A 23,813-nucleotide genomic window follows, 5' to 3' on the forward strand; every position below is an offset into this window, starting at 1 on the left:
TCCGGCAGTCATCGCATCACCGGTGAAGTGATGACGTAGTGTGTGGTAAAAGGGGGGAAACAGGCTGTCGCCGTCACAGCGACAGAGGATCTGAAGGGAAATATCCGGGTTATTCGGGCGGGCTCAGCTCATACTCCGCCTGCAGGCATCCGGCCCGCCAGTCTTTTTCATTGACCAGCATGGCCAGAAACCGGACCGATGCGGCCACATCAACATAACCCGCAGTATGTCGTTCACAGGCTTCCATGCCCCGGAAAGTGAACACATAGCCAGCCCAGTAGGCTACGGTCGCCATGCGGTGATATTCGGGGAGTGAGCCAAAGACGCTCAGAAAAGCCTTTGCTCTGACCAGCTCGCTTTCTAACTGGATGAGTGACCAGAGTTCTTCTGAACAGCCCTCATTCACACAGGGTTTCATTGTGTTATTCCTCATCTGTCAGGCAGATAACCGGGTTCTCAGAGATTTAAGGGCACCGGAAGTAAGACACCGCAGCGCATATAAGACTGCGTCACCGCCTTTAAGAAGAAATCCGCAGAACCAGGTGCAGAACAAACCACCAGTAAGGCAGAGCAGGAAAGTCGTCAGTGGGAGAAGTACATCCCATTGAGGAAACCCACTGTATTTCAACGCATTCAGATATGAGAAGAACATTGAGTGTGACAACTGATACTTAATAATGTCAGGGCCGTACATTTCCATGAGCAGGATTGTCGAGACAATTGTGATTAAGACGTAAGACAGAACGGACAAGGCAGTCCGGGAGTTGTATGAGTTCATGATGATTGACCTTTGGTTGTTAATAATTCAGCGCTCGCCGCAAACATGACTGCACCTGTGCAGTCATGTGAGGAAGCGAAGTATCACAGGGATAACCACGGGCACTTACGCTCAGGAGCATAAATGCGCTATATTTATGCGCATACAAGATGCGCAAAGGATTTAACAATGAATACGACTATGCGGTCGCGCAAAAGAAGCACCAACATTTCGCTGGATGCCGCCCTGGTGGACGAAGCGAAGATGCTTAACATCAATCTTTCCGCTGCCCTTAACTCTGCGCTTGAACACGTGGTCCGTGCTGAACGTCAGGCCAGATGGCGACAGGAGAATAAATCAGCTATTGATGCCATGAATCAGTTCACCGCTGAACATAGTATTCCCCGCAGCAGTACAGGACTGAGAGTGTTTAAATGAATCAGGGAACAGTATTCAGAAGGCCGGATAATCCGGAATACCCGTATTTCGTCATCGCTCAGTCCGATCAACTTATCGATCTCAACACCCGGGTCATTATTCCTTTTGTCCGGTGGCGTCAGTCATTACCCGGGATGAGCAAAATCAATCCCGTTGTTAACATCGATGATGAGCGATACATTCTGATGACACAGCTGATTCAGACGGTTTATCTTCATGAGCTGGATGAGGAGGATATTCACAGTAACCGCCCTGAGATGAGAGACCTCATCGTCAGCGCGGTAGATTTCCTGACAACGGGAAGTTGAAAGGGGTTACATAATGCCGGCAATGGATTTGGCCAGCTGCGCTTCCAGAACGGGTTTTGCCTCTTCAAAGATGATTCAGCTTATCTAGACTACATATGTGAATGGGTGAAATATTACCGTCCTGAGATGAGGGATTTCATCGTCAGGGCGGTAGATTCTGGTGGAGGATCTAACTCGTTGTTGTTACAACAGCTTTACCGACCAACATTGAAGCCTTTCACCTGCATGCAGCTACGCCAGGTTGAACCAGGCGTGCCATTATCAAGAGCGGTGGATTCAACGTAAGGAAATCCTTTAATAAGGTGAGTTTCCTGAGAAGAATCACCTACCCGAACAATAGTCGCTTCATCTTTAATAAGAGACGTTAATTTCGTTGTGCCTGTTTTATTTTTTGATGCAGTTAGCACCTGATCAGAGCATTGTCGTGCTGCGGTCATTTCCGGCTCTTCCTGCGATGATTTAGATGATGAACACCCTGCGAGTAAAGCTACAACTAATGACAAACCTACAATTCCAGCTTTTTTCATTTTAAGTCCTTCTCTTAAATATAAGGGCGGAATTTTACCGTCCACGGTCCTTACATAATGCCGGCGATTGATTTGGCCAGCTGCGCTTCCAGAGCGGGTTTTGCTTCTTCAAATTTGAGGTTAACTTTGTTGGCGTTGGATACCACGCGGGTCTGATATTTTGCCCTGTTTCCCTCTTCTGTGCTCGTCTGCAACTTAATACCGGAGGTTCCCTGCTTCAGAGCAGCAATATTATCCGTCGTAACTTTGGCTTTGCTGCGTTCGGAGATTTGCAGATCAGTCACCATTGTATAGTTAACATCTTCCACCATCGCATCTGCGGCCATACCAATCAGGCCAGTGGCCAGCCCGACACCCAGGGTCGCACCTGCTGAGCTGGAATTGTAGGCAGTGATGCCAGCCCCCAGAGCAGCGCCCATTGCCGCCCCTTCATAACCGGTTTTCAGGAATCCCTGTGCTTCACGCAGGTCCATCTTTTCAGCTTTCAGTACGTTTGCCTGAATCCAGAAATAAGCACCATCAGGTGAACTAGTGACACGATAACCTTTTGCTGCCAGTTCGTTGGTTATTTGAGACTGAAGGCCGGACATGTCTTTGTCAGAGGTATTGCGGACCTGGAGGTAAACTGTTTTTTCAGATGAAGGCTCCAGCCAGATGGTTTCGCTCATCTGCGTTTTAACCTCGAGATTACGCTTTTTCACCGCGGTGGACATGGCGCCACAACCAGACAGTGCCAGGGTGGAGGCAATTAAAGTTACAACGGCATATTGTTTTAATTTCATGTATTTTCCTTTGCATAAAAAAATGTCCTGCTAACGGCGGAGCGCTAACAGGACTGTTATCGGCAGATTAGATGAATATTTTAGGTTTTAAATAATTGGAGTCCGTAACTAAACGTGGGAAAGGTAGTCAATCACTCCCATTTCACTTAGTAACCACGATTAGGGTCATACGTATTTGAAGGTTCATTGAAGTTTGTTCCCCAACTGTTCCCGTGTATATCCAAACCTGAGATACCTCCAGCCATTGGCATACCCGAGGCAGGGTTTACAACTAACCCATGATCGAAAGCATCATTCGAGGAACTATTTAGAGGAATGCTAAAACCATTATTTTGAAAGCTCGTTTCACCACCTGAAAAGTTAACTATTTTCATGTCTTCCGTGAGTATGTATTGGGTGTCATTATCAGCAAGTGGTTGAACCATTCCACCTCTGCTGACATATAACCTGCCAGTCTCTTCATCCCTTAGAATGATATTATTCTTATATCTGCTGGTTGGACGAAGGACTACACCCGCATAGCCGAAAGCTATGAGCGAATGAACGACAATCCCAGCTATTAGTACACTTTCTGCATCGCTTCCCACGAAACAAACTAAGGATGTAAGTAACAGAGTAAGCAGGATGTTACTAAGCAGGGTGATTTTTAAGCCACTACCTTTATTACCGCTTAGTAACTTCCAAAAGCATATCAAATATATCGAGCTGGGAATTATTGATAAGACCATACTTTTGGCCATGAACTGCACATCATAAAGCAGTTGCTCGCTTAATGAATAAGTCGCATAAATGCAGATTGGTATGAAACAACAGTAAGCACTTATTTTTTTGTTCACCCTACACTCCTGTTCTTTTCCTTAATTCAACTACTTTTTTCTGTAACTCATCAGGTTGGAGATCATTAAACGGGTTTAATTTACTTGATTGGTCGATTTCAGCCTCAGTACGACCAAGTTTAAATCTACTTTGACCAATTAAGCTCTCTCCCTTCAGAATATCACTGGATGCCTGAACAGTAGATTGTTTTTTGTCAATTTCGCCAGCAGATTTATTCATATTTCGTTCAATTTCAGATCGTTGTCCCGCAACCTGCCGCTGTAAATCATTTTGCGCTCCAAAACCCTGCCCGGACTGACCGTGTAATCTCATCTCATTCTCTCTGTAAACGTTCTGCATATCATTTCCGGTAACATTCTCCCCTCTGATAACAGTGCCCCCCCGCGAAGGAATGTCACCTGACGAGCCATTTTCACTGGCATGACCCTGAGCCTGATACGGGGCTTCTGTTACATCTGCCCCCAAACCAGAATACGGGGCTGAAGTACCAGAAAAGCCGCGATTATTGCCCTCTTCCCGGTCATAATGTTGTTCAGGTTGCCCGGTATAATTCCGGGGTGAAATTCGCGAGCCAGACTGTTCATACTCCTGACTGCTCTGAATTTCTGACGGATACACCCGATCGCGCTGCACATCATAGCCGCCCCCCGGGCTTTCATGACCCTGTCCTGCGGTCTGCGTGTTAGCCGGAGAGTACTGTCCGCCTGCAGTCACCTGGCCTCCGGAATCACCGTTACTCATCGATGGCGTGTGAACGATATGGGCTCCACTGAAGGCAGGATGCTCTGCCCCGCTTTGAAGGTCAGACCGCCCCTGATGGTAATCCCCCATAATTTCAGGTTTGAGACGTTCATTAACGAACTCCATCGCTGCTTCGCGCGCACTTGGGGCACTTGTCAGAATGCCCTGAGCCTTATCACCGTACTTATTCGCAGCCCAGTCCACAAACTCCTGGGTGTAGTTAGTATCGAGACTGGCACTCTGGTTTTGCGCCAGCGTCGCCATCCGGCTGAATTCGTTGCTGTTGGTGGAGCTGGTTGTGTACTGATGATACTGGCTTTGCGCATCATTCAGCGTGGCAGCAAACTGCTGAACATTACTGGTCGCCGCATTCTGCGCATGGCTTGAACCGTCCGTCACACGGCTACTGGTAACCATGTCCATCCCCTGCCTGAAATCGTTAACAGTCTGGCTGTTCTGGTCATGCCGCGTATCTTGTGAATGAGAGTCTGAGTTCTGAATCCCTCTAGAACTGCCAGTTGAATGTCTTATGTCGCCTGAAACACTTCCTTCAGCACCTAATTTAACGACACCTAAATTAACGCCGCCCCCTGCAGTACCTTTAATACCTGCAGATACAGAACCCTGATTACTTATATCCATCAGCTTGTTATAGGCTTCCTGGGTGGAAATGTTATTTGCTTTCGCGTAGCTTTCCGCTGCCGACATCATCATGCTGGCACCACGCGTGGCGTTAGCCACCTGGCTGTTCTCACTGCCCTGCGTCAGACTGTCGCTGGTACCGGTCTGGTTTGACACCTGCGAAAGCTGTGACCAGCCACTGGTGACACTGTGGTTATAGCCATCCAGCGCGGTCTGCGCCTGAACCTGCGACTGCCGCGCGGACTCCTGGAACCCGCTGCTGGCCAGCTGGCTGAGCCGCATATTCACCGGCAGGTTTGACATCGCCCCTGAACCATCTATCACCGTGTGACCACCGGCAGTCATCGTCTGCGAGGAACCATTATCAGCCTGCCAGGTCTGCTGGCCCTGACGTTGCACCAGGTTGGTATCCATCTTGTTCTGGTTAACATTGTCCATCGACATGTTGTTAAACGACCAGTTCCCGTCTGCCGTGGTTGATGACACGCCGGCTGCCGTGAACGCCGCCGAGCTGAGCATTCCGCCCGCCACCTGGGAACCTATGACTGCGGCCCCCCGGGTCAGGTAATACGACAGTACCGGTATTGAGAGCGACAGATAACCGGCCAGATTCGCCACATCCGAATGCTGGAGTGCCACAATATCCCGGTTGGCCAGGACCAGAAGTGTCCCGCCGGTCTTTGACTGCAGCCAGTAGTTCGAGGCGTAGTTGAGGATCGCAAACATGATGGGCCACATCTGGAAATAGATGAACCCACCCACATAGATCTTCAGTGTGGTCAGGCCGAAGAGACTGTGGCTGGTTGCTGCCAGCGCTATCATCAGCGGGAACAGACACACCAGGATCAGCATCAACAGTGACTGCGCAAACGGCAGCGTCCTTGTGGCCAGTTCCGTCCCGGATGCCCAACTGAGACGCTGTTTGGTCGCCGCGTTTTCTGTTGCAAGATTCAGCAGGTTGGCTGTATCCGAGGACCGTGCCGCAAATCCTTTTATCCCCTGGCGCACTGCCGTGTTGGTGATGTTGTTCTTCATGATTTGCGCCGCACTCATCCCCCCGGCATAGAAGTAACCATAACTGTCTCCCATGGCATTCGCGAGCAGGGTCGCCCCGTTGACCTTGTTGCCAAATATCTTCTGTGTCAGCCAGGTGAAGGTGGCGCTCCCCAGGTTCGCTTCAATATTGGCCAGGGTTTTGATTTCCGTTGCCGCCTGCTGGCAGGTCAGAAACTGCCGTGAAGAGGACGTCATTTTAAAAATACCGCGTAACGGACTCGGGTTGCTGGTGATGAGCGTCAGAGGGTCAGTGGAATTCAGCAATTCGTTGATCGAATATTTGCCGTTAAGCAGAATGTCTCCTATCACACAGTTTTCCACATAATCCGGCAGCATCTGTGCCAGTTCAGGATTCTGCGTGGTGAAATCACTGGTTTCGGCCACAATCTGCGAGCCAAACAGCATCCCCGTCCGGCTGTAAGTCACCGAGTCAGGTCTGGCCATCAGGGAGTCGTACAGCGAACTCATCCTGTAGCCGATACTGGTCGACAGCGAGGCAATCCCGGCAAGCCCGACCGGCACATTATCGGTTTTCCAGACCGCGCCCGGGTCAGAGATATCGATAACCTGCACAGAGCGTTTGGGTACCAGCAGCACCGTGCTGATAATCATAAATACAGCCAGCCAGTGCACAAACACCATCGGGTTGTGCTGTTTGATAAACAGGACAAGGGCGGCCAGCACCCCAAAGGTGCTGGCCATACGCAGAAGTGTACTGAAGGTACTGGAGCCAATGAGGGTGACAATCGCATCCAGCGCTGTTTTCCACATTCCCCCGCCGTATATGGTGTAAATCTCAAGCATCAGTGCACCCCCCAATGGTAATTGCTCTGGTATGAGCCCGAAACGATGGTGGAGACCTGCTGTTGCAGGTACTGCATATTGCGATCAATACCATCCAGCGCATTCTGATCTGCGGCTGACTGCAGTTTCATATCAGCCAGTAGCCCCTGGGCATGAATGACATTGTCACGCAGCTTCGCAGCAGCTTCTTCCGGAAAGTTCTTTCCGGCCAGTGACATGCTGGCCTGTTTAACCAGCTCCTGGAGATACTGAATCATCAGGTCCTGCGCGATGAAATCGGACACCTGCAACAGATAGGTGGCACTCATTCCCATGCTTTGCGCATTGGTCAGGTATTTCAGTACCGGAACCGACGTGGTATTCACAAACCCTTTTTCCTGGTCGGTCAGCGGCCGGTCATCAACCAGCTTGTTCTGCATGGACAGCATCAGGTTCTTGACCAGTGTGACAAGGGCATGTGACTCGGAGATACTGAGATTAGCAACCACCGGCCCCAGGCACAGTGAGGCTTCATCGCATCCATACACCTTTGCCGTCCCGCCGCGCATCAACACCTTGATAAGGTCACGGTTATCTACCAGCGGGGTCAGGATAGTGACGTCGCCGTCCTTGTTAAAAATGATGGAGCCGACCGTACTCATAACCAACTCCTTCAGCGCCCTGTCACCACCCAGTAACCCATTTTTACTGAGTGAATCCCAAATGAGATTTTTGTTTTTCAGTACCTGGTCTTTCTCAGCATCACTGGCTTTGCTGGTTACATTGTCGCCCTGTTTCCCGACAGTACACCCCTGACGCGACGCAGCCCAGTCAGCAAATAAGTGGTTTTCTCCGGCGATGTCCTGACAGATTTTTTGCTGGGATACCTGCGTCACCGGCCACAGCCCGCCGATGATGCCCTGTGCCGCCTGACACGAACTCATGTTCATCGAGTTCACATCGCTGGCCAGTTTCTGCAGGAAGTCTTTGGCCTGCTTCAGCTCGGGCACCATTGTCTGCAGTGCCAGGTCAAAGGCATATCCGAGGGCGTTACTCATAATCTGTTTGGCAAAGCGCTGGATTTCCTCGCCGCTGATCATACTGAAGGCCCCCAGATAGGAATCAATGCCGCCACAGCCGGCGTTCAGGGACGGGAGCTGCATCGAGATAAGCTGGACATTTTTCACCGGGTTACGCAGGTAGACTGACCCACCTGAAAAGTAACCGGCCGCCTGTCCCTGCCAGGCCTGCGCCTGGGAGACGTTACCGCTGTAACCCAGACTGCCGAAAAATCCGTTCAGGTCGCCATTGACGTCGGCCTGTGCCGGGGACACGGACAGACCGGTGAAAAAAATGCCGGCGGCGACCGCCAGTGGCTTAATCATTAGCATTCTCCTTTGGTCCGGGCTTCTGTAGCTTCAGCTCCGTTGTTAAAAACGTCTCCGCCAGCCTGCCGACAAGGAAGCCAGAGCATGTTGCGGACACAGGCAACGTCACGCTGGATAAAAGCCAGACGCGCCCGGTACGCGATAACGCATACGAATGTGAGGTCATTTTGTAGTCCGGTTGGTTTACTGAGGGGTAACCTGGCTGCTTGCCGGCATGGGGGGCAGCATTTTCGGGTCAACATTGTCCAGGTCAGCCTGAATGAGACTGGCCATACGGCTTTCAAGGGCGGGAATATCCATCACCCCCTGGGTCAGCGGGTAGGCTTTGAGCGTATTGACGTTCACCATGAACGCCGTTGGTGTGGCAATCGGCAAACCGTTGCCAAAGAAAGTGATAATTTCATCGGCTATCGGAGACGCCGGATCGGTCTTACGTGGGATCAGCGGTGTGGGAAACGATGTATCACCGCCTCCATCGAGCGTATACGGATAGATTTTTATCTGATGCTGATCGGCCCAGCCTTTAACCAGTGGGTCAAATTTTGCGCTGTACTGGCAGTGAGCCTGCATAAACAACACCACCGCATAGTCCTTCATATTTGCCTGACGACCATCGGGTAACGCCATCAGGCTTTGTGGTGATACGGCGGATTGCGGTCTGGCAGATACCCCGGCCGGAACGTTCGTTTTTGCGGCATCCAGCGCGGCCAGCTCATCACGGACACCTGCGCCGGCCAGCAGAGGAAACATAAGAAGCAGACTAACAGCGAATTTACCGGCCATGCGTCACCTCCCGGGCTCGTCTGGCGAGCCATTTCAGCCGGCATTCGTGCACGGCGGTGATGGCCAGCAAAACAGCCGCCACTGCCCACATCAGATACCCGGCCCACAGCAGCAGGCCCTGGGTGAACGTCACGGACACCGAAATTAACTCACTGAGGCACTTCGCCACCATGCCCCACCAGAAAAGAGGAACCAGCCTTACAACACATGATTTCATGATTTCATTTTCCTGAAAACGTTATGGGGAATGGAAACACCAGGGAACCCGTTGAAGAGCAGCCAGATGACCAGCCCCAGCAGGGCGGACGTCAGATACAGGGAACGAATGGCGCTGTCCGTCTCTTTCTGCCAGCCCATTGCATCCACATGGACAGTCGCCCGGGTGCAGATGACCGGAGGGGGGGGATTTATCTGTCTCACCGTTTCTGCCCCGTTTTCCCCGGGAGGCAGCGGCACAACCTGACACGCGGGCAGATTCACTTTTCCTTCCGGGGCATCCGCAACAAGCGTTCTCGCCTCTGAAAGAAAACGACCGGCAATCGACTCGTTGAAGGACAGCATGATGAACAGGACAAACAGCATCAGGGAGGGGGCCGTCACCAGGGAAAAGAAAACGGCACGGCGCAGTGCCCGGGAGGCACGCGCAAAGGCAAATTTATTCACAGGAGTATCCTTAAGACTGGGGTTTAAAACCGGTGGACACATTCAGGAATCGCTTGGAAAGTTCATCCTGTGTCATGAAGCCGTAAGACAGCGCGCGGAAGGTCTTACCTTTCGGGTCAACCAGAAACAGTGCCGGGAAATGCGTGATACTCATGGTGCGGGACTGTCCCGAATCAGGCCGGCTTTGTGGCAACGATGCGGCAACCTGGCCGTCCACCGAAACGGGGATCAGCGATATGCCGTTGGTTTTGGCAAAGTCAGCCACCACGCCGGCCATCTGGATATCAATCGGGTCACTGCCGCGATAGAAGTAGAAAAGGCCGTAACGCTGCGCTATCTGTTCCACTGCATTCTGCCGGGCCTGCTGGTCACGGGTCTGCACGAACGGGGCCATGCTGTTGTAGTGTGGATATTCCAGGTTGTAATCCAGGTCCGGGTGGCTGAGTTGCGCCGCCGCAAATGACTGACTGAACATCGACCCCCTGTCCGTCCAGAATTTCTGCCAGCGCAGGAACGTCGCAGTATTCTCCCGAGTGGGGTAAAGGATGGCGCGGTTCAGCGCCTCCATCGTGTACCCCCGGAGGACCTTAGCCTGCTCCTGCGCCGACAGTTTACTGAGGTCGGGAACCGCCTGCGGGGGCGGTGGTGATGTCTTTTTTGGTTTCTCAGGCGGCGTTTTCGGCTCGTTGTACCAGAACCAGCCGGTAAACGGGTCAGCCGGCGTCACAATGTCCTCAGCCGTGGCGGACAGACTGACGACCAGTAACGCCAGCGCATAAAAACACGGCTTCATTTCTGGCCTCCCTGACTTTTCTGCTGATTGACCTGCGCGGCAATGCGGTCCTTGATGAGTTTGACCTGCGTCCCGGTATCCGGGATTTTCTGGTTGTTCATCAGGTCCTCATAGAAGTCTGAGAAATTGATCAAGTCGAAATTGATACCCTGCAGCTCACTGACAGAGATCCCCCGGCAGTCCGGATTTTTACCACTGCCAAAGCCTACGTGTAGCTGGTCACGACGCCCCTGTTCCTGGATAATCCGCGCCAGTTTTCCCTGGAACACGCAGTACACCTTACTTTTCTGAAGGCAGACGCCCAGCACCGAACGGTCACAGCGTTCTCCCACACTGACGGTGATTTTTTTCGCTTTCGCCTTCGCCAGTGCCATCTCATCACTGTTGCAGGCCGCCAGTCCCGAATCCTGCCCCCAGCCTGAATCCTTGCAGCAGTTTGAGAAGCCTGCGACCGCTTTCCGGCAGCTCGTGGCCTGACCGGTGAACGCGCGGACATCCATACCATTCTGGGTGTTTTTCACGTCATCCGCCGCTGATGCCAGCCCGGCCAGTTTTGACACCGCCGTATCAAACCCGCTGTCCCCGGCCCCGCCGGTATCACTGCAGTCCCCCGTTTTGCAGAAGTACTCCCCCCCGCAAATCACGCCACCAGACGTGAACGTCCGCTGACATTCATAGTTCACTTTTTCGTGTTCACAGTAAGCGCCGTTCTGCGTCAGGCACTGTGTGCCGGTCACCGTGCAGGCCGGGTTCTTCATCAGAGGCTCGCAGGTGCCCTTTGATCCTGACTGAACCAGATACTGGTCTGTGTATTCCCAGCAGTCGCTCCAGACCTGCTGGACGACACCATCAATCGTGACCGGGCGGTACCCGCCTGCAACGGAGCAGACGCTGGAAACCGGGACTGTCGCTCCCCTGCCGGACATATTGCCGCACGAATCAGTCCACACTACTTTGGCCACACTGCTGTTTTTTTTGACCCTCAGAACCAGCCTGATGCTCATCGGTACGTGCGTTTTAAATGACTGCGTGCCCGAGCCGTCCCTGAGCTTATGGGGGTGGGACGACGTAAAGGGCACACCGGCGGTCAGCGTCGCCGGTACGGGGCTGAAGCTGACATTCTGAAAGTTACCTTTATTGTGCCAGGGAATTTCAGCCCCCAGAATGGAAACATCCATAAAAAACCGGGGCTTATTACCATGCTGGTTTTGCCATGAATAGGTGGCCTGAATAATTTCGCCCCCAACCTGCGGAACGATGGTGACGATATTGCGTCCGTTTATTTCCTGCATGGGCAGCTGGCTCAGCTCGTATTCCAGCGTCTGAGTTTCCCAGGATGTGTCCCCCTCAATCACAATTTTTGCCGTCCGGTTACAGCTCTGTTCCACCCACACATCCCGCTCACAGGTGTACTTGTCGAACACGGATTTCGAGACCGTGGTTTCCTGACACTGCTGCGGGTTTCCTGTCCCGTTGATCATATTGCCCGCATTCGACTCCGCACTTTTGCCTGCCGTAATAAAAGGGGCTTCAGGATCAATCGCCGGTAGCGGGTTTTTGATCCCGGAGTCGATAATCGCCTGGCCGGCCTGGCTGTCCTGCAGGGCGTTTTGCCCTTTTTCTGCCAGCCCGCCGTCACCGCCTTTCACGCCGCCGTAATAACCACTTTCCGGCGGGTTTGAGGTATAACCAGGAATATCGCCCGTGACCGCGTCCGGATTTTTCAGGCTACTGGTCCCCTGTCCCTTATTCCCTTTTCCAAATTCCGCTCCGGCATTAAAGGCATCACTGGTTGCATCTGCCAGCACCAGTGAGGGCAACAGGATTAGCGCCCCGACAAGACGAGATTTCATTCTCCCTCCTTCAACAGTTGTCTGGCTGTTGCTGCACAGTCCCCGTTTTCAGCCACTCTTTCCAGAGCCTGTTTCAGCGGAAGGCTGCCGCGAATCACATCAAAATGGCCAGGGCAGGTCACCACCAGAGCCGGTATGGTCGTAATGTGGAATTCGGAATACAGCGTCGGGTCAATCTGAACACCAATGTTTTTATCCTCTTTGGACAGTTCAAACATCGCGCTGGCGGTCTGTCGCAGGTCGTTATTTACCAGTCCACGGAGCGTGGCGGGAATACCGTAACGGTTTGCGTCCCGGAGCATCGGTAACAGACCTTCCCGGGGCAGCCCCAGGCTGACAAAGTAGATGGCAGGGAACATTTTTTTTTCGCCCCCCGGGCGTTCTCCCTGCTGTCGGGCCACATCCCCCTGCATCCGGTTTATCAGCGCCTGTTGTTCCGGCGGCAGAGACAGGGTCTGGCCCTGAAGATTCTGTTTAAACGCGTCCATCGCCTGCTGTTGCTGTTTCATCCACGTCATATCCCGGGGGGACACACCTGCCTGCTCACTGGCTGAAACCAGCGACGTACAGGCCATCAGGGCACTGGCAAGCAGTACCCGGTACAGAGTCTTGTTCATGGGAGGAACCTCATGTATAGACGCAGTTGCGTTTGCGCCAGAGCAGATAACCGAAATTTTTCTTTGAATGGGGCGCGTTGTGCGGTGTCCCCCAGGTCTGGGTACTCGCACCAAAAGCGTGGCAGCTGTTGGTTTCGGGATACATGTTCACCATCTGGTAACGCCAGCGTTCTTTCGGCACGATGGGTGAGGGATACTGATAACACACGGCATAATCAGCCCCCACCGTATTCATCACCAGACCTTCCCGGTGCAGCTTGAAGGCCATTCTCTCACTGACCAGCAGTGAGGATTCCAGCGGCGAAAACTCCCCGCTGGTATACCCCGTAAAGGGATACATGCTTCCCTGGCTGCCGGCACACCAGAACAGGGGAGATAACGGTACGCCAGCGGTACTGGCCACCGCATCGGCCGCACAGGCCGCCTGCGCAATCAGGTTGCCAAACAGTGCGGCCTCCGGGTTAATCATCATGGACAGCGTACTGTCATTCCAGAGCGGGTCGACTTCAGACATGTAGGCAATATCCATGTCGCCCCCCTGAAAACAACCGGTGCTGGTCATGATGCTCAGCCACGAAATCAGCGGGTATTTATACCAGTGAACATGGTAGAACGCGCCGGCAGCGGGTCGATCGCTCTGACCGGCGGTGCCGGTTCCCGTCCGCCCGAGGTCTATCTTAAATCCCCCCATGTTGACCATCACCCCGGGCTCGCGGGTCACATCCGTCATGGCTGTGGGCTCCCAGTAGCCAATTGCCAGCCCTATCCGGTACAGCACACCGTATGAACACATCTGAATAGGAATGGAGGGGTTGCTGGTATCCGGCTGCGGTCCGGACGCCAGTTTGATACTCCCGACCGACATCGGGAACAGGCACTTCCAGCAGACATCCGAGATGGGGTTTACCCACCGCCCCTCCCCGGCATTACTGCTGGCTGCAGATACCTGCCCCGGCGTCCATACCGTCAGCGCCAGAATCAGCGCGGCAAACCAGACACCGCGTTTCATGGTGCCTCCCGCAGCCAGACACAGACGGGTCCGTCTTCCGTGTCGTGAATGGAGCCGGTAAACCAGCCCTCGCCGGCAGGCATGGAGGGCTGCCACTCACTGATGTCGCAGGCGCCATGCTCCCAGGCGTCAGTGACATGGGGAGGGGCGTCGTTCTCCAGCCAGCAAAGTGCGCAGACCAGATTGTTCCGGCGCAGCCAGTTATTGAAATCAGCCCGGGAGGCTTCATCGCCAGCAGGCTTAAAATAGCGAGGGTGAGTCCAGAAGCCGTTACGGTCACGGGTCACCGCCACCGGTCCGACCGCTGTTGAATGGGTCATGGGGTATCTCCGGATATGCCCGGGCCACCGGGATGATGGCGGGCGTGGGGAAAAATCAGTGGTTCCGGGCGTTGCTGGCCGCTTTCATGATGATGGCCAGCCGTTGTTCCCGGGTCATTTCATACAGGGCAAGAATGCCGCCGCGCATTACGGCAGAAGGTTTGTAGAGCGGATTTTCATTGAGGATCTCATCCAGCTGTCTGGCTGAACCTTCATCGTGGCGTAATGACGAGATGGCAACATTCCGGCCCTTTTCACCTTCAGGGTCTTTTTTCATGGCATTACCTTGTCAGGGTTTTAAGAGATACCGGGAGGGGAGCCCGGCTGAGGCGAAGCGCCACGCAGTGAGCACCGGAGAGCCTGAGTGCCTGGGCGGTTGAAACATCAGAACGAGGCAGGCCGGATAACCAGGAACGCGTAACCACAGCGGTGCTCATCAAAATTGCTGCCCTCTGACGCGCCCGCCGCAATCGCGTCTGCCGCCTCAGTCAGAAACCAGGCCAGTGTGTCGCAGGAGGTGCGGGGTGTCCCCTGGAGGATCACATAAATATGGCGGGCCAGACTCCCCTGCGACAACCGCCCCGCCATTTCCAGCCAGGGCGGAAGTGACGGACCGTCCTTATCAGGAAAAAAAGCCTGCTGGTCAGTGCACAGGCGGGCATGAACACGCCAGTGCACTGAATACTGAGGGACGGCGACCCCGGTGTAACCATAATCCCCGTGATAGTGGCATCCGTCGGTGCTCACAGGCAGTCCGTTTGTCCGCAACGCGCCGGCCGCGCGCGCCAGGCAATACACCAGATCGCGCGTTAACATGCCCGGCTGTGCATCCACACTGACGGTTACCTGCGTAAAGGGGGACGGCTGTTCATCTTCCTCCTGCGGGGGCAGTGCCCCGCTGTCTTCGCATTGACCGGAATACCTGTGCATCCTTTTTCCCGGTGCGCCCGACGCCAGACAGTGCAGCCCGACCAGCAGGGCCCATAAAAGGCAGCCGAACGACGTTAAATCCATGCTTCCGTCTCCTGCATATGCCTGACTATCAGACCGACCAGATAGTCCGGGAAGCGTTCGTCACGCGCCTGCGGTTCGACCAGCGCCATCTGATTTTCCCTGAGCCAGTTAAACCAGGCCTGGGTAACCAGCACAGGGTTCCAGGATTCAATCTCGGGATACAGCATTTTGAGCCGGTCCGCCGTTCCCTGACGGGTAACATGACGGGCGGGTTTCCCCGGCGATTCTGGAGTGGGATGGCTTTTTCTTTCCCGTCCCGGTACCGCATGACGCATTTCCGGGAACAGATCACCTAACGTTGTGGCTGTCATTTCTTTGCTCCTTTTACGGGGATCTCCTCAACGTTCAGCATGCGACCGTCGCGGGATATCCGAGCGGGGATGTGTGAGAAGCCAAACTTGCGGGTCAGGATACCTGCCTGGTCGAAGTAGATACGTTCATCAAGCGCATCACTGGTTTCCTTTATATTGCCGTTCACCAGGATAACTTTGCTGTTCGTCTGTCCGGCGATTTCCTTTCGGGTCCACTCCACCTGTGCCTGGTCATCACCATCGATGAAATAGAGCACCTGGGCGAAGGGCACCTTATCAAGCGGGTTGATCGTGTCACCTTTACGGGCAATCACTTTCCCCTGCATATCCGTAATGGTTTCTTTCACGGTAAATGTCGGGTCCCAGGGGAAGCTGCGGTATTTCACGGCCCGGCTCAGCCCCTCAACCGGGGCCGGGCGAACGGCATTTTTTTTCACCCGCGCCGTAGCTTCTTCCCGCAACCGGTCGAGTTCCCCGCTTTGCTCCATCCCCTTCAGTCGGGTCTGAATAAAGTCCAGCATGTCCTGCTCTGCGGGTTCAAAGACGTTCCCCCAGGTACCGAGATCTCTGGCACCACTGCCGGCTGACAGTGCCAGCAACAGTAATGCCATCAGTGGCTGACGTTTCTTCACTGCCCCTCCTGCGTGCGCCGGGCAATGTCGCGGCGAATATCGGGTGTGATATCCGGCAACGGACTGACCACCGCAGGTTTCACCAGAATGATGGCGTTGTGCGAGGTTTGCCACGCCGCCAGGCTGTCAGACATTGCCGTGTTGAAACGGGCCGTCAGTACTTTCGCTTTTCCTTCATCGAGCTGCAGCTGTGCCGACTGCTGCATAAAGAGGTCGATGGTGCCTTTCATGTCGAAGACCACCACGTCCGGGGACGTGGATTTCATATATACCCACGTTATTCCGGTCATGACCAACTGTGAAATCAGCACACAGGCGGCTATTTTCACGCTCCGGGCTTTCAGCCAGTCCCGCGGCTTTATACCTGCGCGGACAGTGGCGGCCTCATACGGTTGTTCATTCTGTTCACTCATGCGGCTTTTACCCATTCTTCAAGTTCACGAAGTTCGTCACCGAACTTCTTCTCGGCCAGCAGATATGCGGCCTCATCTGCCGTGGCACCGGCTTTCTGTGCGTTCTGCATATAAGCGAAGTCCTCCCCACGGGAACTGAACATGGCGCGGGTAACAGGATCGACAAACAGGCGATGAAACGAGCTGTACTCCCCGGCGCTGATAAGCAGCGAGCTGTAACCGGTCTGCAGTGCAGGCTGGAAACCCCGGATAACTTCTTTTTCCATGTCCGAGAACTGGTCCGGATTGTCGGAGAGGTACTGTTTGAAGGCTTTCGCATCCTGCAGGAGGGTGATTTTGGTCGAACTGTTGTTCCAGGCCGCTTCCGCTTCTTTACTGGCGCTGAAGTCCCTGATGCCCTGCGTGATGGTGATGAACGCCCCACGGTGACGGCGCACAGTACGGTAGCCGGTTTCAATAAAGCGGGCTGCATGTGGATTGGAGCCACCGAGCAGTCGCCAGGCCTCGTCGATGATGCAGACTTTTTTGAGGTCACGCGGGCTGTGATACATCTTTTCCTGAATCGCCAGGATGAGCGAAAACAGAATGGACGAGAGCAGTTTCGGTTTGTTCTCCAGACTCAGCAGCTCCAGAACGGCAAAACGTGTGTCACCATCCAGCGTCGGGTTGTCCGCATTGAAGTATTCGCCATCCGGTCCCCAGGTGCAGTAGGTTTCCAGCAGCATGGCCAGTTCAGCCAGACGCGCCGTGATGGTCGGTTTTTCGGCAAAGCGCTGATTAACATCAGCGCTGGTCAGGAAACTGAAAACGTCATCAATACGCGCCTGACAGCCTTTTTTCTCCCACGCATCCATCACCGCTTTCTGCAGAATCGCTTCACACACAACATCCAGCGGCTCGGTCGGACTCGCCAGTACCGTCAGCAGACGCACAATACCTTCAGCGGAGTGCCTGATGTCTTTCACGTTAGCAAACGGGTTAAAGCGAAGCTTCGAACCGTCGAGATAAACCCCGCCAGCCTGGTGACAGTAGTTCTTGTAACTGTCACCCATATCGATGACCCAGGCAAAACCGCCTGCATTCAGGACATCACGGAGAACACCCTGCGTCAGGAATGACTTACCGGCCCCCGAGGTTCCCGTGACAGCGATGTTAAAGTTGGTGCTGCCGTTTTCTTCCCCGAACATATCAAAGAAAGCCACCTGGTTGCGGTAGGTCGGCAACGGCATGCCCACATGCGACAACTGGCGCTCAGCCACCACAGGCATCAGGCTCACGGCGTTCCAGGATTTCCCCCGCAGGGTGGCCCCCGTCATTTTGAGATCTTCCCACATCCCTTCCTGCATCACGAACGGGAAGCCGGCCAGCCAGTTACGCATCTGCTGGTACTGCACCGTAACCATCTCCAGCTCGTTCTTACGGAAGACGTTAATGGCGGCCAGCTCACACTTCTGCGCCTCCGTATTATTGTCGGGCGTGAACAGCGTCAGGTTAAAGTAGGTCCGGCAGAGGGCGATTTCGTTGGTCGACAGTTGTTCACGGGTTCTACGCCATTCGTCTGCCGCTTTTTTGGTCCCGGGGAAAAGCGCCCCGTAGGCTGAGCTGGCCTTTTTGGACAGGTCCGTATCCTTGCGAAAGGCCTCACTCTGGCTTCTGGTCTGCTCCTCCAGTTCAGTGGTCCAGGTGATCATAAACGGGCACGGAATACCGAGATCAGGAAAGCGGAGATTCTGCAGGTTATCGGCTCCCTGCCAGAGTGCGAACCGGCGGGGATTTTTGCTCAGTTGCATATTCACAATCCGGCAGGCTGAAGCCGGAAGTCGTGTCCCGTCTGTTTCGATTTTTTCCGGTAATTCGATACGGATATGTGACGGGTGAACACTCAGGTCAATGGCAGGATCGACCACCTGACGGTTGAGCAGCTCATCTTCGTTATAATCACCCGGCGACATCATGACCTGCTCATGACGGTAGTTCATCAGCTCACGCATGACCGACAGGAAGGCATTCACATCGGTGTTAACGGAATCTATCCGCGCCGCCCCCAGGGAAACGCGAATGGTGTTGCGTATCTGAACCAGGTCATCCATCACCTGCTGGGAGAACCGTTTCACCGCTTTACCGTAGACGATAAAGATACGGTAGTTTCGCAGATAGAGCGGGTACTCACGCTCATTGGCCAGTCCGTGAAGTGCCGAACGCTCCCAGAACGCACGGGTAATTTTATTCAGATGATCGGCCATCTGACCTTTCCACATATCGGTACTGACACCCCGCGCAATACGCTCGCCCACACATTTACTGGCAGTCAGAACAACGGTGACCGGTGTTTTACGCGGGAGTTTTTTACGCAACATGTCATCCAGCGCGGCCATCACCTGCTCATTGGCGCCAGGCAACGGCGCCAGTTCCAGAACAAATCCTGCAGTACCGGTATTGATGAAAAGCTCATTTTTTTCATCGTAATAGCGATAAGGCAGACTGGCCACCAGGGAGGGATAATCCCAGGTCTGTTCAAGGTTGGCACGCGCGGTCGCGGCACCGTCCTTACGCCGCCCGCTCTCAATCAGCCCCATCAGGCTGTCCAGGACACTGCTCATTCCCCGCCCTCCCCGATAACACGGAAGCTTTCGTCCCAGTGGGATTTGTTTTTCACAAACTCAACCACAGAAGGCTGATGGAAGTTGTCGTCCGTATCCACCCACGGTGCAATCCACAGACGCTGGGTCGCATCCGGGATACGCTGGACCTGTACGCGTCCGGCCGTATTAACAGGGGTGACCGGAACAACGGGACGCGGACTCACGCGAGGTATCACGCCCGCCAGCATGGTGCCTGCCGGTGCCGTGGCCAGCGGACGTGGCGCGATGAGCGGAGTAGCCGGGGTTCCGGTTGCTGCGACTGATACAGGACGTGACGCATTCACGACAGGTGCCACGTTACGCAGTGCCGGCAGGGTTTCACCCGCAGGCTTTTTTGCGGTTTTACCGGCGTTAAGTTCGTCCAGGCTTTTGCCCTGAGCGGCGAGTTTGTTGGCCTCGCCGGTCGTCAGGCACTGGTCAGTTGCAGTTTTATTGCAGTCGAAATCAGAATTCATGCCGGCACAGCCGGTCAGCGCGCTGCACAGCAGTGCAGCGCCCATCAGTTTTTTCATGGGATAACTCCGGTTAATTTATGGCAGAACCAGTAAGGAATGGGGGCGGATAAGGTTGATTTAATTTTTCTGGTGCAGGACTAATATAAAAACAGCCTGGGCCACTGCGCTTAAAATAGTGCCAGCCAGAAAGAGGTCGACATTCATACGCGCCATGCTCATATCAATAAACGCCCAAATCAAAGAACGGCAAAGCAGTATCAGCCAGGGCGCTATAACCCCCAGGGATGTGAAAATAATCCCTTCGATTCGTTCCCCGAAAGTAACGGCTGCTGTACAGAAAAGAAGGAACAGCGCAACAAGCAGACCAACACGCCAGCTACTCCACTCATACGTCACCACCCCTTTACGTATCAGTACCGCCCAGACAGTCAGTTCAGTGCTGTAGACCATAAAAGGAATGAACACATGGCGAAGGTCAGAAGCACATTTCATGATGCAGGAGGATTCGGAATTTAACGTCACTGGTTCCTCTCCTTGCCGGGGTTGCTGTCGGGATGGTTATGAAGGAACTGAAAGCGACCCGTTACGGATGATTTACCAGACAGCCTTTCCACCTGAGTTGCTTTTTCCTTTTCATACCAGCGTTCCACAGCTTCACGTGTAAGTACCCGGTTCTCCACAACCGAGGCCTGTAACTCCCGCCATGCCACAGGGTCAAGCGGTTTATACCGGGCCAGTTTCCTGTCCAGAGCATCAGGCCATGTCCGGGGTTTACTGTCGAAAAGCCGCTTGAATAAGCACAGAAATAAGATTATTCCCCCAAAGCTGGCTGTACACTGAAGCCACCAGGTGATGTCCAGATACATCCATACCCCGCCGTTCGCAAAAGCGAATATCAATGAAAAGGTGTAAACCCACTGTTGATGTGGGGGATAATGGTTAGCCTGCCACATATGCAGGTCCACCCGAATATCGTTCAGCAGTCTTCGGTTTGTATCCATCTTCCACCTCAGTTTATTGTGTCACCGAGCCGCAGCTGGCTGGCCTGGCGCAGAACGTCATCCGGGTTGATGTTGCCCACCGATGTGGTGCTGTGCGTGGCGGTCTGGTTGACAGGCTGCGGAGTCACAGAACCCTGTGCGGCGTTACCGGCTTTCTGCAGCTCTTCTTTCGCCTTCGCGTCCTCAGCATCTTCCAGCGTTTCAAGACGGAAGCCTTTCTGGAACACCACAGTGACGCGGTTCCCGGCCCCGATATCAATAATCGGATGATACTGTTCAGCACGTTTTATCCAGTACTGGCTCAGGGTGTCAGCGGCTTTACTCGCACCGCCACCCAGCCCCTGTTTAAACACATCACCGGCACCGATATCGGCAGTGGCCCCGAGGCCGACCGATGGCGTGGCGGCCGATTTAATCCCCTCACCAAAACCGGAGAGCAACCCGGCGGCACCGGCATAACCGACAATCATACCGTTACGCATAACCGGCTTCCCTCTGATGCCCCCTTTGCCCTGGTAGCTGACGTGTCCGTCAAACTCCATATCGATATGTTTGCCGTTCTTCAGCACGCAACTGATAGACCGGGTTCTGACCTCACCGCGCTCACTGGAAATATCCCCCCAGATTTCCCCCACAACGAAACAGCCATCAGCACTGTATTCCTTGTTATTGGGCATCTGGATATTCCCCAGCAACCGGATAGTCACGGGGCGGGTATTCTGCTGACCGGTGACGCTGGCGTTGGCGTCTGCACCTTCAATCATAATGGCGTCAGAGAACGACCCCGAAGGTATCCACGGCAGTTTCGTGGTTTTCTTTTTAAGGTTCTCGTAGGTAAATTTTGAGGTGGTAAGGCCCCCGGTCATACGTTGCCCGGAGCCCCCCGGATAGAAAGCTGCGCCCTGCCCCATATTGACTGCACCACTGGCGGGTGGTGCTCCTGTCGGGGTGACGGAGTATTCTGCGGGGCGGGACTGGCCGGCGGCAACGGGACCCGGGAGTGGTGTTCCGTTCTGGTCTGCAGGTGGTGTCTGCGGGTTACTGCCGGCAGGTCTTTGGTTAAGTTGCTCAGTCAGGCGCTGAATTTCAGCGTCCTTCCGGGCTATTTTCTCGTTCGTGTCGAGTTTGTTCTGTTCAAACTGTTGTGACAGTGTGGCGAAATTCTGCTCCAGCGCTGAAGTTTTAGCCTGCTGTTGTGCCAGTGCAGCATCGTTCACCTGTTCATTAAACGTGGCAGTCACCACGCCGGTCATATTCGGCACAGCAGCTGGCGGAGGTGCTTTCTGCTGTTCCTGATAATGCCCGTACCAGGCAACGCCACCGGCCATTGCGGCCCCGGAGGCAATTACTGCCGCCAGGATGGCGATCTGTTTGCGGCGGGTTTTCAGGTTTTCATTCAGACTCATGAACGTGGTTCTCCGTCATCTGAAAACACAATCCAGGCATATCCTTCTCCGCCCGCATAAAGCTGATGCTGTGAGAGCATGACGGCGCGAACCCCTTTCTGCCAGAAATCACGCTCTCGCAGACTCTGTGTGATATTGCCGGGATTGCTCATCCGAAAACGCACAATGCGCAGATGGTTGCCCACGAACTGACGTTCCGGCGTCAGACGAACGGTTGCGCCCGGGTGGTATGCCGTCATGCGGCTGACCGGGTATTCCTGATAGTCATCAGGCACCTGGCCGTTAACGATGGCACGGGACAGAGAGACCAGCGTTTTTTCGTAGCTCTGTCCCTCTTCCCAGGCTTTTGCATCGTCATTCCTGCGCAGTGGCGGTGACATCGGGGTAAAGCGCAGCGTTTTCCCGTTTCCGGGTTGAGGACGGACGTTAAGGCTCAGGGAAGACCCGTGGTCAGTCTGGATAAAGACAGTAAAATTCTGAGCGACAAGTGGCGACAGAATAAGGGCGCCGTCATCGGTCTGGCTCTGGTCATAGGCACCGGATGGGCCGCTGATGCTGGTGATAAGTTCTCCGTTAACAACAACTTTGGTCGGGTTGGTGTTGCTGAGCGTGACATTAAAGGCGGCGTCGTTCTCAAACGGAATGGCGGCGGGAGCGGAAGCGGCCAGAAGGCCGCTGGTAAAAAGTCCCGTTGCCAGTAACACAGCAGCAGCTGCCGGTGAAATTGCGTTTTTCATGGGCAGTCCTGTCAGTTTGTGGTGGTGACCGGCTGGAGTTCTTCGAACTGGTGAAGTGTGACCAGCCCGTCGATGTAACGGATTTTCAGTCGGTATGTTTTTTCCAGGTCTTTAAGCGGAATGGTGATGGCGCCGTTTGTTGTGGAGGATTTCAGCGTACCGCTGAATTCGACCACACCAGGCGCATCCATGACACGGATTTCTTTCGTATCAAAGCGGGTGGTTATCCCCCCTTTTTTGATGCGTTCAGCTTCAATATCGAGCGCTTTTTTCAGTTCATCCCGTTCGACGGAGGGGACGAAACCGAGCAGCATTTTCTGGTTATTGTCGACGTTCTCCGGGCTGACATTCAGTCGCCAGTATATAAAGGCAGAGGCGAACATGGTCATACCGGTGGCATCTGCGCCGGAAGCATCTGAGGTGAAGGGTTGATTAAAAGACATGGGCGTGGTGACGGTTTTCTGTGTGGTGGCAAAATGCCACGCCAGAGAGCCGGTCAGCACATTTCCCACCCCACTCAGCAGAAGCAATGAGGCCAGCGCAATAAACGCATAACTGAGTTGTTTATCGCGTTCACCTTTAATTTTAAGCTTCATAGTAATTACGCTCTCCAGTGCCGGAAACTTGAATCAGGTATCTGCCTGAAGGTCACCCTGAATAAAAAAGAGGGAAGATGCCAGTAGCAGAAATTCAGCAGCCAGAATGACCCCTGACCTTTTTTCAGATATCTGATGGTTGCCCACAGCAGGCCCGCGATAACAGAAAGCTCCAGTGACATATTGTTCAGCACACCCAGGATAATTAAAGGTGCGACAATTAACAGTTCATCGAGAGGGAGACCGAAATAGCGTTCCTGCTGATTGAGTGTTTCCGGGAAGTAGTATTTATCCTCTTCCCCGTTCATG

At 54.0% G+C, this 23,813-nt stretch carries 29 protein-coding genes; 2 read left to right on the forward strand and 27 right to left on the reverse strand.

Annotation, left to right across the window (positions count from 1 at the left end):
- Positions 1-109 precede the first annotated feature (109 nt).
- Complete coding sequence (locus OGV75_RS00840) at positions 110-418, reverse strand: hypothetical protein (protein WP_286480260.1); 309 nt, start codon at positions 416-418, stop codon at positions 110-112.
- Positions 419-901: 483 nt separating this feature from the next.
- On the opposite strand from OGV75_RS00840, the gene OGV75_RS00845 reads away from it, so the two are divergent.
- Both OGV75_RS00845 and OGV75_RS00850 read left to right on the forward strand, forming a co-directional pair.
- The gene (locus tag OGV75_RS00845; protein WP_286480261.1) at positions 902-1,195 is read left to right on the forward strand and encodes a type II toxin-antitoxin system CcdA family antitoxin; all 294 of its coding nucleotides are present in this window, start codon (positions 902-904) and stop codon (positions 1,193-1,195) included.
- Positions 1,192-1,503 carry a CcdB family protein gene (locus tag OGV75_RS00850; protein ID WP_286480262.1) on the forward strand — a complete coding sequence of 104 codons (312 nt, stop codon included), beginning with the start codon at positions 1,192-1,194 and terminating at the stop codon, positions 1,501-1,503. The genes OGV75_RS00845 and OGV75_RS00850 overlap by 4 nt, the downstream gene beginning before the upstream one ends.
- Before the next feature lie 194 nt (positions 1,504-1,697).
- Here the strand turns inward: OGV75_RS00850 and OGV75_RS00855 are convergent, their stop codons facing one another.
- The 26 genes from OGV75_RS00855 to traL form a co-directional block, all read right to left on the reverse strand.
- Positions 1,698-2,030 carry a hypothetical protein gene (locus tag OGV75_RS00855; protein WP_286480263.1) on the reverse strand — a complete coding sequence of 111 codons (333 nt, stop codon included), beginning with the start codon at positions 2,028-2,030 and terminating at the stop codon, positions 1,698-1,700.
- Positions 2,031-2,080: 50 nt separating this feature from the next.
- The gene (gene traT / locus OGV75_RS00860) at positions 2,081-2,812 is read right to left on the reverse strand and encodes a conjugal transfer complement resistance protein TraT (protein ID WP_191219937.1); all 732 of its coding nucleotides are present in this window, start codon (positions 2,810-2,812) and stop codon (positions 2,081-2,083) included.
- Between the two features lie 146 nt (positions 2,813-2,958).
- The gene (locus tag OGV75_RS00865) at positions 2,959-3,648 is read right to left on the reverse strand and encodes a hypothetical protein (RefSeq protein WP_286480264.1); all 690 of its coding nucleotides are present in this window, start codon (positions 3,646-3,648) and stop codon (positions 2,959-2,961) included.
- Between the two features lies 1 nt (position 3,649).
- Positions 3,650-6,892, reverse strand: a complete 3,243-nt coding sequence (gene traG / locus OGV75_RS00870; protein WP_286480265.1) for a conjugal transfer mating-pair stabilization protein TraG — start codon at positions 6,890-6,892, stop codon at positions 3,650-3,652.
- Positions 6,892-8,256 carry a conjugal transfer pilus assembly protein TraH gene (gene traH / locus OGV75_RS00875; RefSeq protein WP_286480266.1) on the reverse strand — a complete coding sequence of 455 codons (1,365 nt, stop codon included), beginning with the start codon at positions 8,254-8,256 and terminating at the stop codon, positions 6,892-6,894. The genes traG and traH overlap by 1 nt, the downstream gene beginning before the upstream one ends.
- Positions 8,257-8,442: 186 nt before the next feature.
- Positions 8,443-9,042, reverse strand: a complete 600-nt coding sequence (gene trbB, locus OGV75_RS00880; protein WP_286480267.1) for an F-type conjugal transfer protein TrbB — start codon at positions 9,040-9,042, stop codon at positions 8,443-8,445.
- Positions 9,032-9,259 carry a hypothetical protein gene (locus OGV75_RS00885; protein WP_008324899.1) on the reverse strand — a complete coding sequence of 76 codons (228 nt, stop codon included), beginning with the start codon at positions 9,257-9,259 and terminating at the stop codon, positions 9,032-9,034. The genes trbB and OGV75_RS00885 overlap by 11 nt, the downstream gene beginning before the upstream one ends.
- A complete protein-coding gene (locus tag OGV75_RS00890; protein ID WP_286480268.1) occupies positions 9,256-9,705 on the reverse strand; it encodes a hypothetical protein in 450 nt (149 codons plus the stop codon). The genes OGV75_RS00885 and OGV75_RS00890 overlap by 4 nt, the downstream gene beginning before the upstream one ends.
- 10 nt (positions 9,706-9,715) lie before the next feature.
- The gene (traF, locus tag OGV75_RS00895) at positions 9,716-10,498 is read right to left on the reverse strand and encodes a type-F conjugative transfer system pilin assembly protein TraF (RefSeq protein ID WP_286480269.1); all 783 of its coding nucleotides are present in this window, start codon (positions 10,496-10,498) and stop codon (positions 9,716-9,718) included.
- A complete protein-coding gene (gene traN / locus OGV75_RS00900) occupies positions 10,495-12,351 on the reverse strand; it encodes a type-F conjugative transfer system mating-pair stabilization protein TraN (RefSeq protein ID WP_286480271.1) in 1,857 nt (618 codons plus the stop codon). The genes traF and traN overlap by 4 nt, the downstream gene beginning before the upstream one ends.
- Positions 12,348-12,968, reverse strand: coding sequence for a type-F conjugative transfer system pilin assembly protein TrbC (gene trbC, locus OGV75_RS00905; RefSeq protein WP_286480272.1), 621 nt, complete (start codon positions 12,966-12,968; stop codon positions 12,348-12,350). Before trbC ends, traN begins: the two co-directional genes overlap by 4 nt.
- 10 nt (positions 12,969-12,978) lie before the next feature.
- Positions 12,979-13,977, reverse strand: a complete 999-nt coding sequence (gene traU / locus OGV75_RS00910) for a conjugal transfer pilus assembly protein TraU (protein ID WP_008325100.1) — start codon at positions 13,975-13,977, stop codon at positions 12,979-12,981.
- Positions 13,974-14,297 carry a hypothetical protein gene (locus OGV75_RS00915; protein WP_008325099.1) on the reverse strand — a complete coding sequence of 108 codons (324 nt, stop codon included), beginning with the start codon at positions 14,295-14,297 and terminating at the stop codon, positions 13,974-13,976. The genes traU and OGV75_RS00915 overlap by 4 nt, the downstream gene beginning before the upstream one ends.
- A gap of 55 nt (positions 14,298-14,352) precedes the next feature.
- Positions 14,353-14,574 (reverse strand): hypothetical protein, encoded by a 222-nt coding sequence (locus OGV75_RS00920; protein WP_104652355.1) that lies wholly within the window; start codon positions 14,572-14,574, stop codon positions 14,353-14,355.
- Between the two features lie 107 nt (positions 14,575-14,681).
- Positions 14,682-15,227, reverse strand: a complete 546-nt coding sequence (locus OGV75_RS00925; protein WP_223870245.1) for a hypothetical protein — start codon at positions 15,225-15,227, stop codon at positions 14,682-14,684.
- 74 nt (positions 15,228-15,301) lie between these two features.
- Positions 15,302-15,622 (reverse strand): hypothetical protein, encoded by a 321-nt coding sequence (locus tag OGV75_RS00930; protein ID WP_008325090.1) that lies wholly within the window; start codon positions 15,620-15,622, stop codon positions 15,302-15,304.
- On the reverse strand, positions 15,619-16,254 hold the full coding sequence (traW, locus tag OGV75_RS00935) for a type-F conjugative transfer system protein TraW (RefSeq protein ID WP_104652357.1): 636 nt from the start codon (positions 16,252-16,254) through the stop codon (positions 15,619-15,621). The genes OGV75_RS00930 and traW overlap by 4 nt, the downstream gene beginning before the upstream one ends.
- Positions 16,251-16,667, reverse strand: coding sequence for a type-F conjugative transfer system protein TrbI (gene trbI / locus OGV75_RS00940; RefSeq protein WP_008325088.1), 417 nt, complete (start codon positions 16,665-16,667; stop codon positions 16,251-16,253). Before trbI ends, traW begins: the two co-directional genes overlap by 4 nt.
- Entirely contained in the window at positions 16,664-19,267 is a 2,604-nt protein-coding gene (traC, locus tag OGV75_RS00945; protein ID WP_104652358.1) for a type IV secretion system protein TraC, read from the reverse strand. The genes trbI and traC overlap by 4 nt, the downstream gene beginning before the upstream one ends.
- A complete protein-coding gene (traV, locus tag OGV75_RS00950; protein ID WP_008325086.1) occupies positions 19,264-19,821 on the reverse strand; it encodes a type IV conjugative transfer system lipoprotein TraV in 558 nt (185 codons plus the stop codon). Before traV ends, traC begins: the two co-directional genes overlap by 4 nt.
- A gap of 60 nt (positions 19,822-19,881) precedes the next feature.
- Positions 19,882-20,286, reverse strand: coding sequence for a hypothetical protein (locus tag OGV75_RS00955; RefSeq protein WP_159137308.1), 405 nt, complete (start codon positions 20,284-20,286; stop codon positions 19,882-19,884).
- Positions 20,283-20,765 (reverse strand): hypothetical protein, encoded by a 483-nt coding sequence (locus OGV75_RS00960; RefSeq protein ID WP_137366884.1) that lies wholly within the window; start codon positions 20,763-20,765, stop codon positions 20,283-20,285. Before OGV75_RS00960 ends, OGV75_RS00955 begins: the two co-directional genes overlap by 4 nt.
- 8 nt (positions 20,766-20,773) lie before the next feature.
- Positions 20,774-22,171: an F-type conjugal transfer pilus assembly protein TraB gene (traB, locus tag OGV75_RS00965; RefSeq protein WP_159137309.1), complete on the reverse strand. Its 1,398-nt coding sequence runs from the start codon at positions 22,169-22,171 to the stop codon at positions 20,774-20,776.
- The gene (gene traK, locus OGV75_RS00970; RefSeq protein WP_286480274.1) at positions 22,168-22,908 is read right to left on the reverse strand and encodes a type-F conjugative transfer system secretin TraK; all 741 of its coding nucleotides are present in this window, start codon (positions 22,906-22,908) and stop codon (positions 22,168-22,170) included. The genes traB and traK overlap by 4 nt, the downstream gene beginning before the upstream one ends.
- Positions 22,909-22,919: 11 nt before the next feature.
- On the reverse strand, positions 22,920-23,504 hold the full coding sequence (locus OGV75_RS00975; protein ID WP_008324957.1) for a TraE/TraK family type IV conjugative transfer system protein: 585 nt from the start codon (positions 23,502-23,504) through the stop codon (positions 22,920-22,922).
- A gap of 5 nt (positions 23,505-23,509) precedes the next feature.
- Positions 23,510-23,812 (reverse strand): type IV conjugative transfer system protein TraL, encoded by a 303-nt coding sequence (gene traL, locus OGV75_RS00980; RefSeq protein WP_008324958.1) that lies wholly within the window; start codon positions 23,810-23,812, stop codon positions 23,510-23,512.
- Between the last annotated feature and the right edge of the window lies 1 nt (position 23,813).

This window comes from Citrobacter sp. Cb028, assembly GCF_030336705.1.
Classification (GTDB): Bacteria; Pseudomonadota; Gammaproteobacteria; order Enterobacterales; family Enterobacteriaceae; genus Citrobacter; species Citrobacter braakii.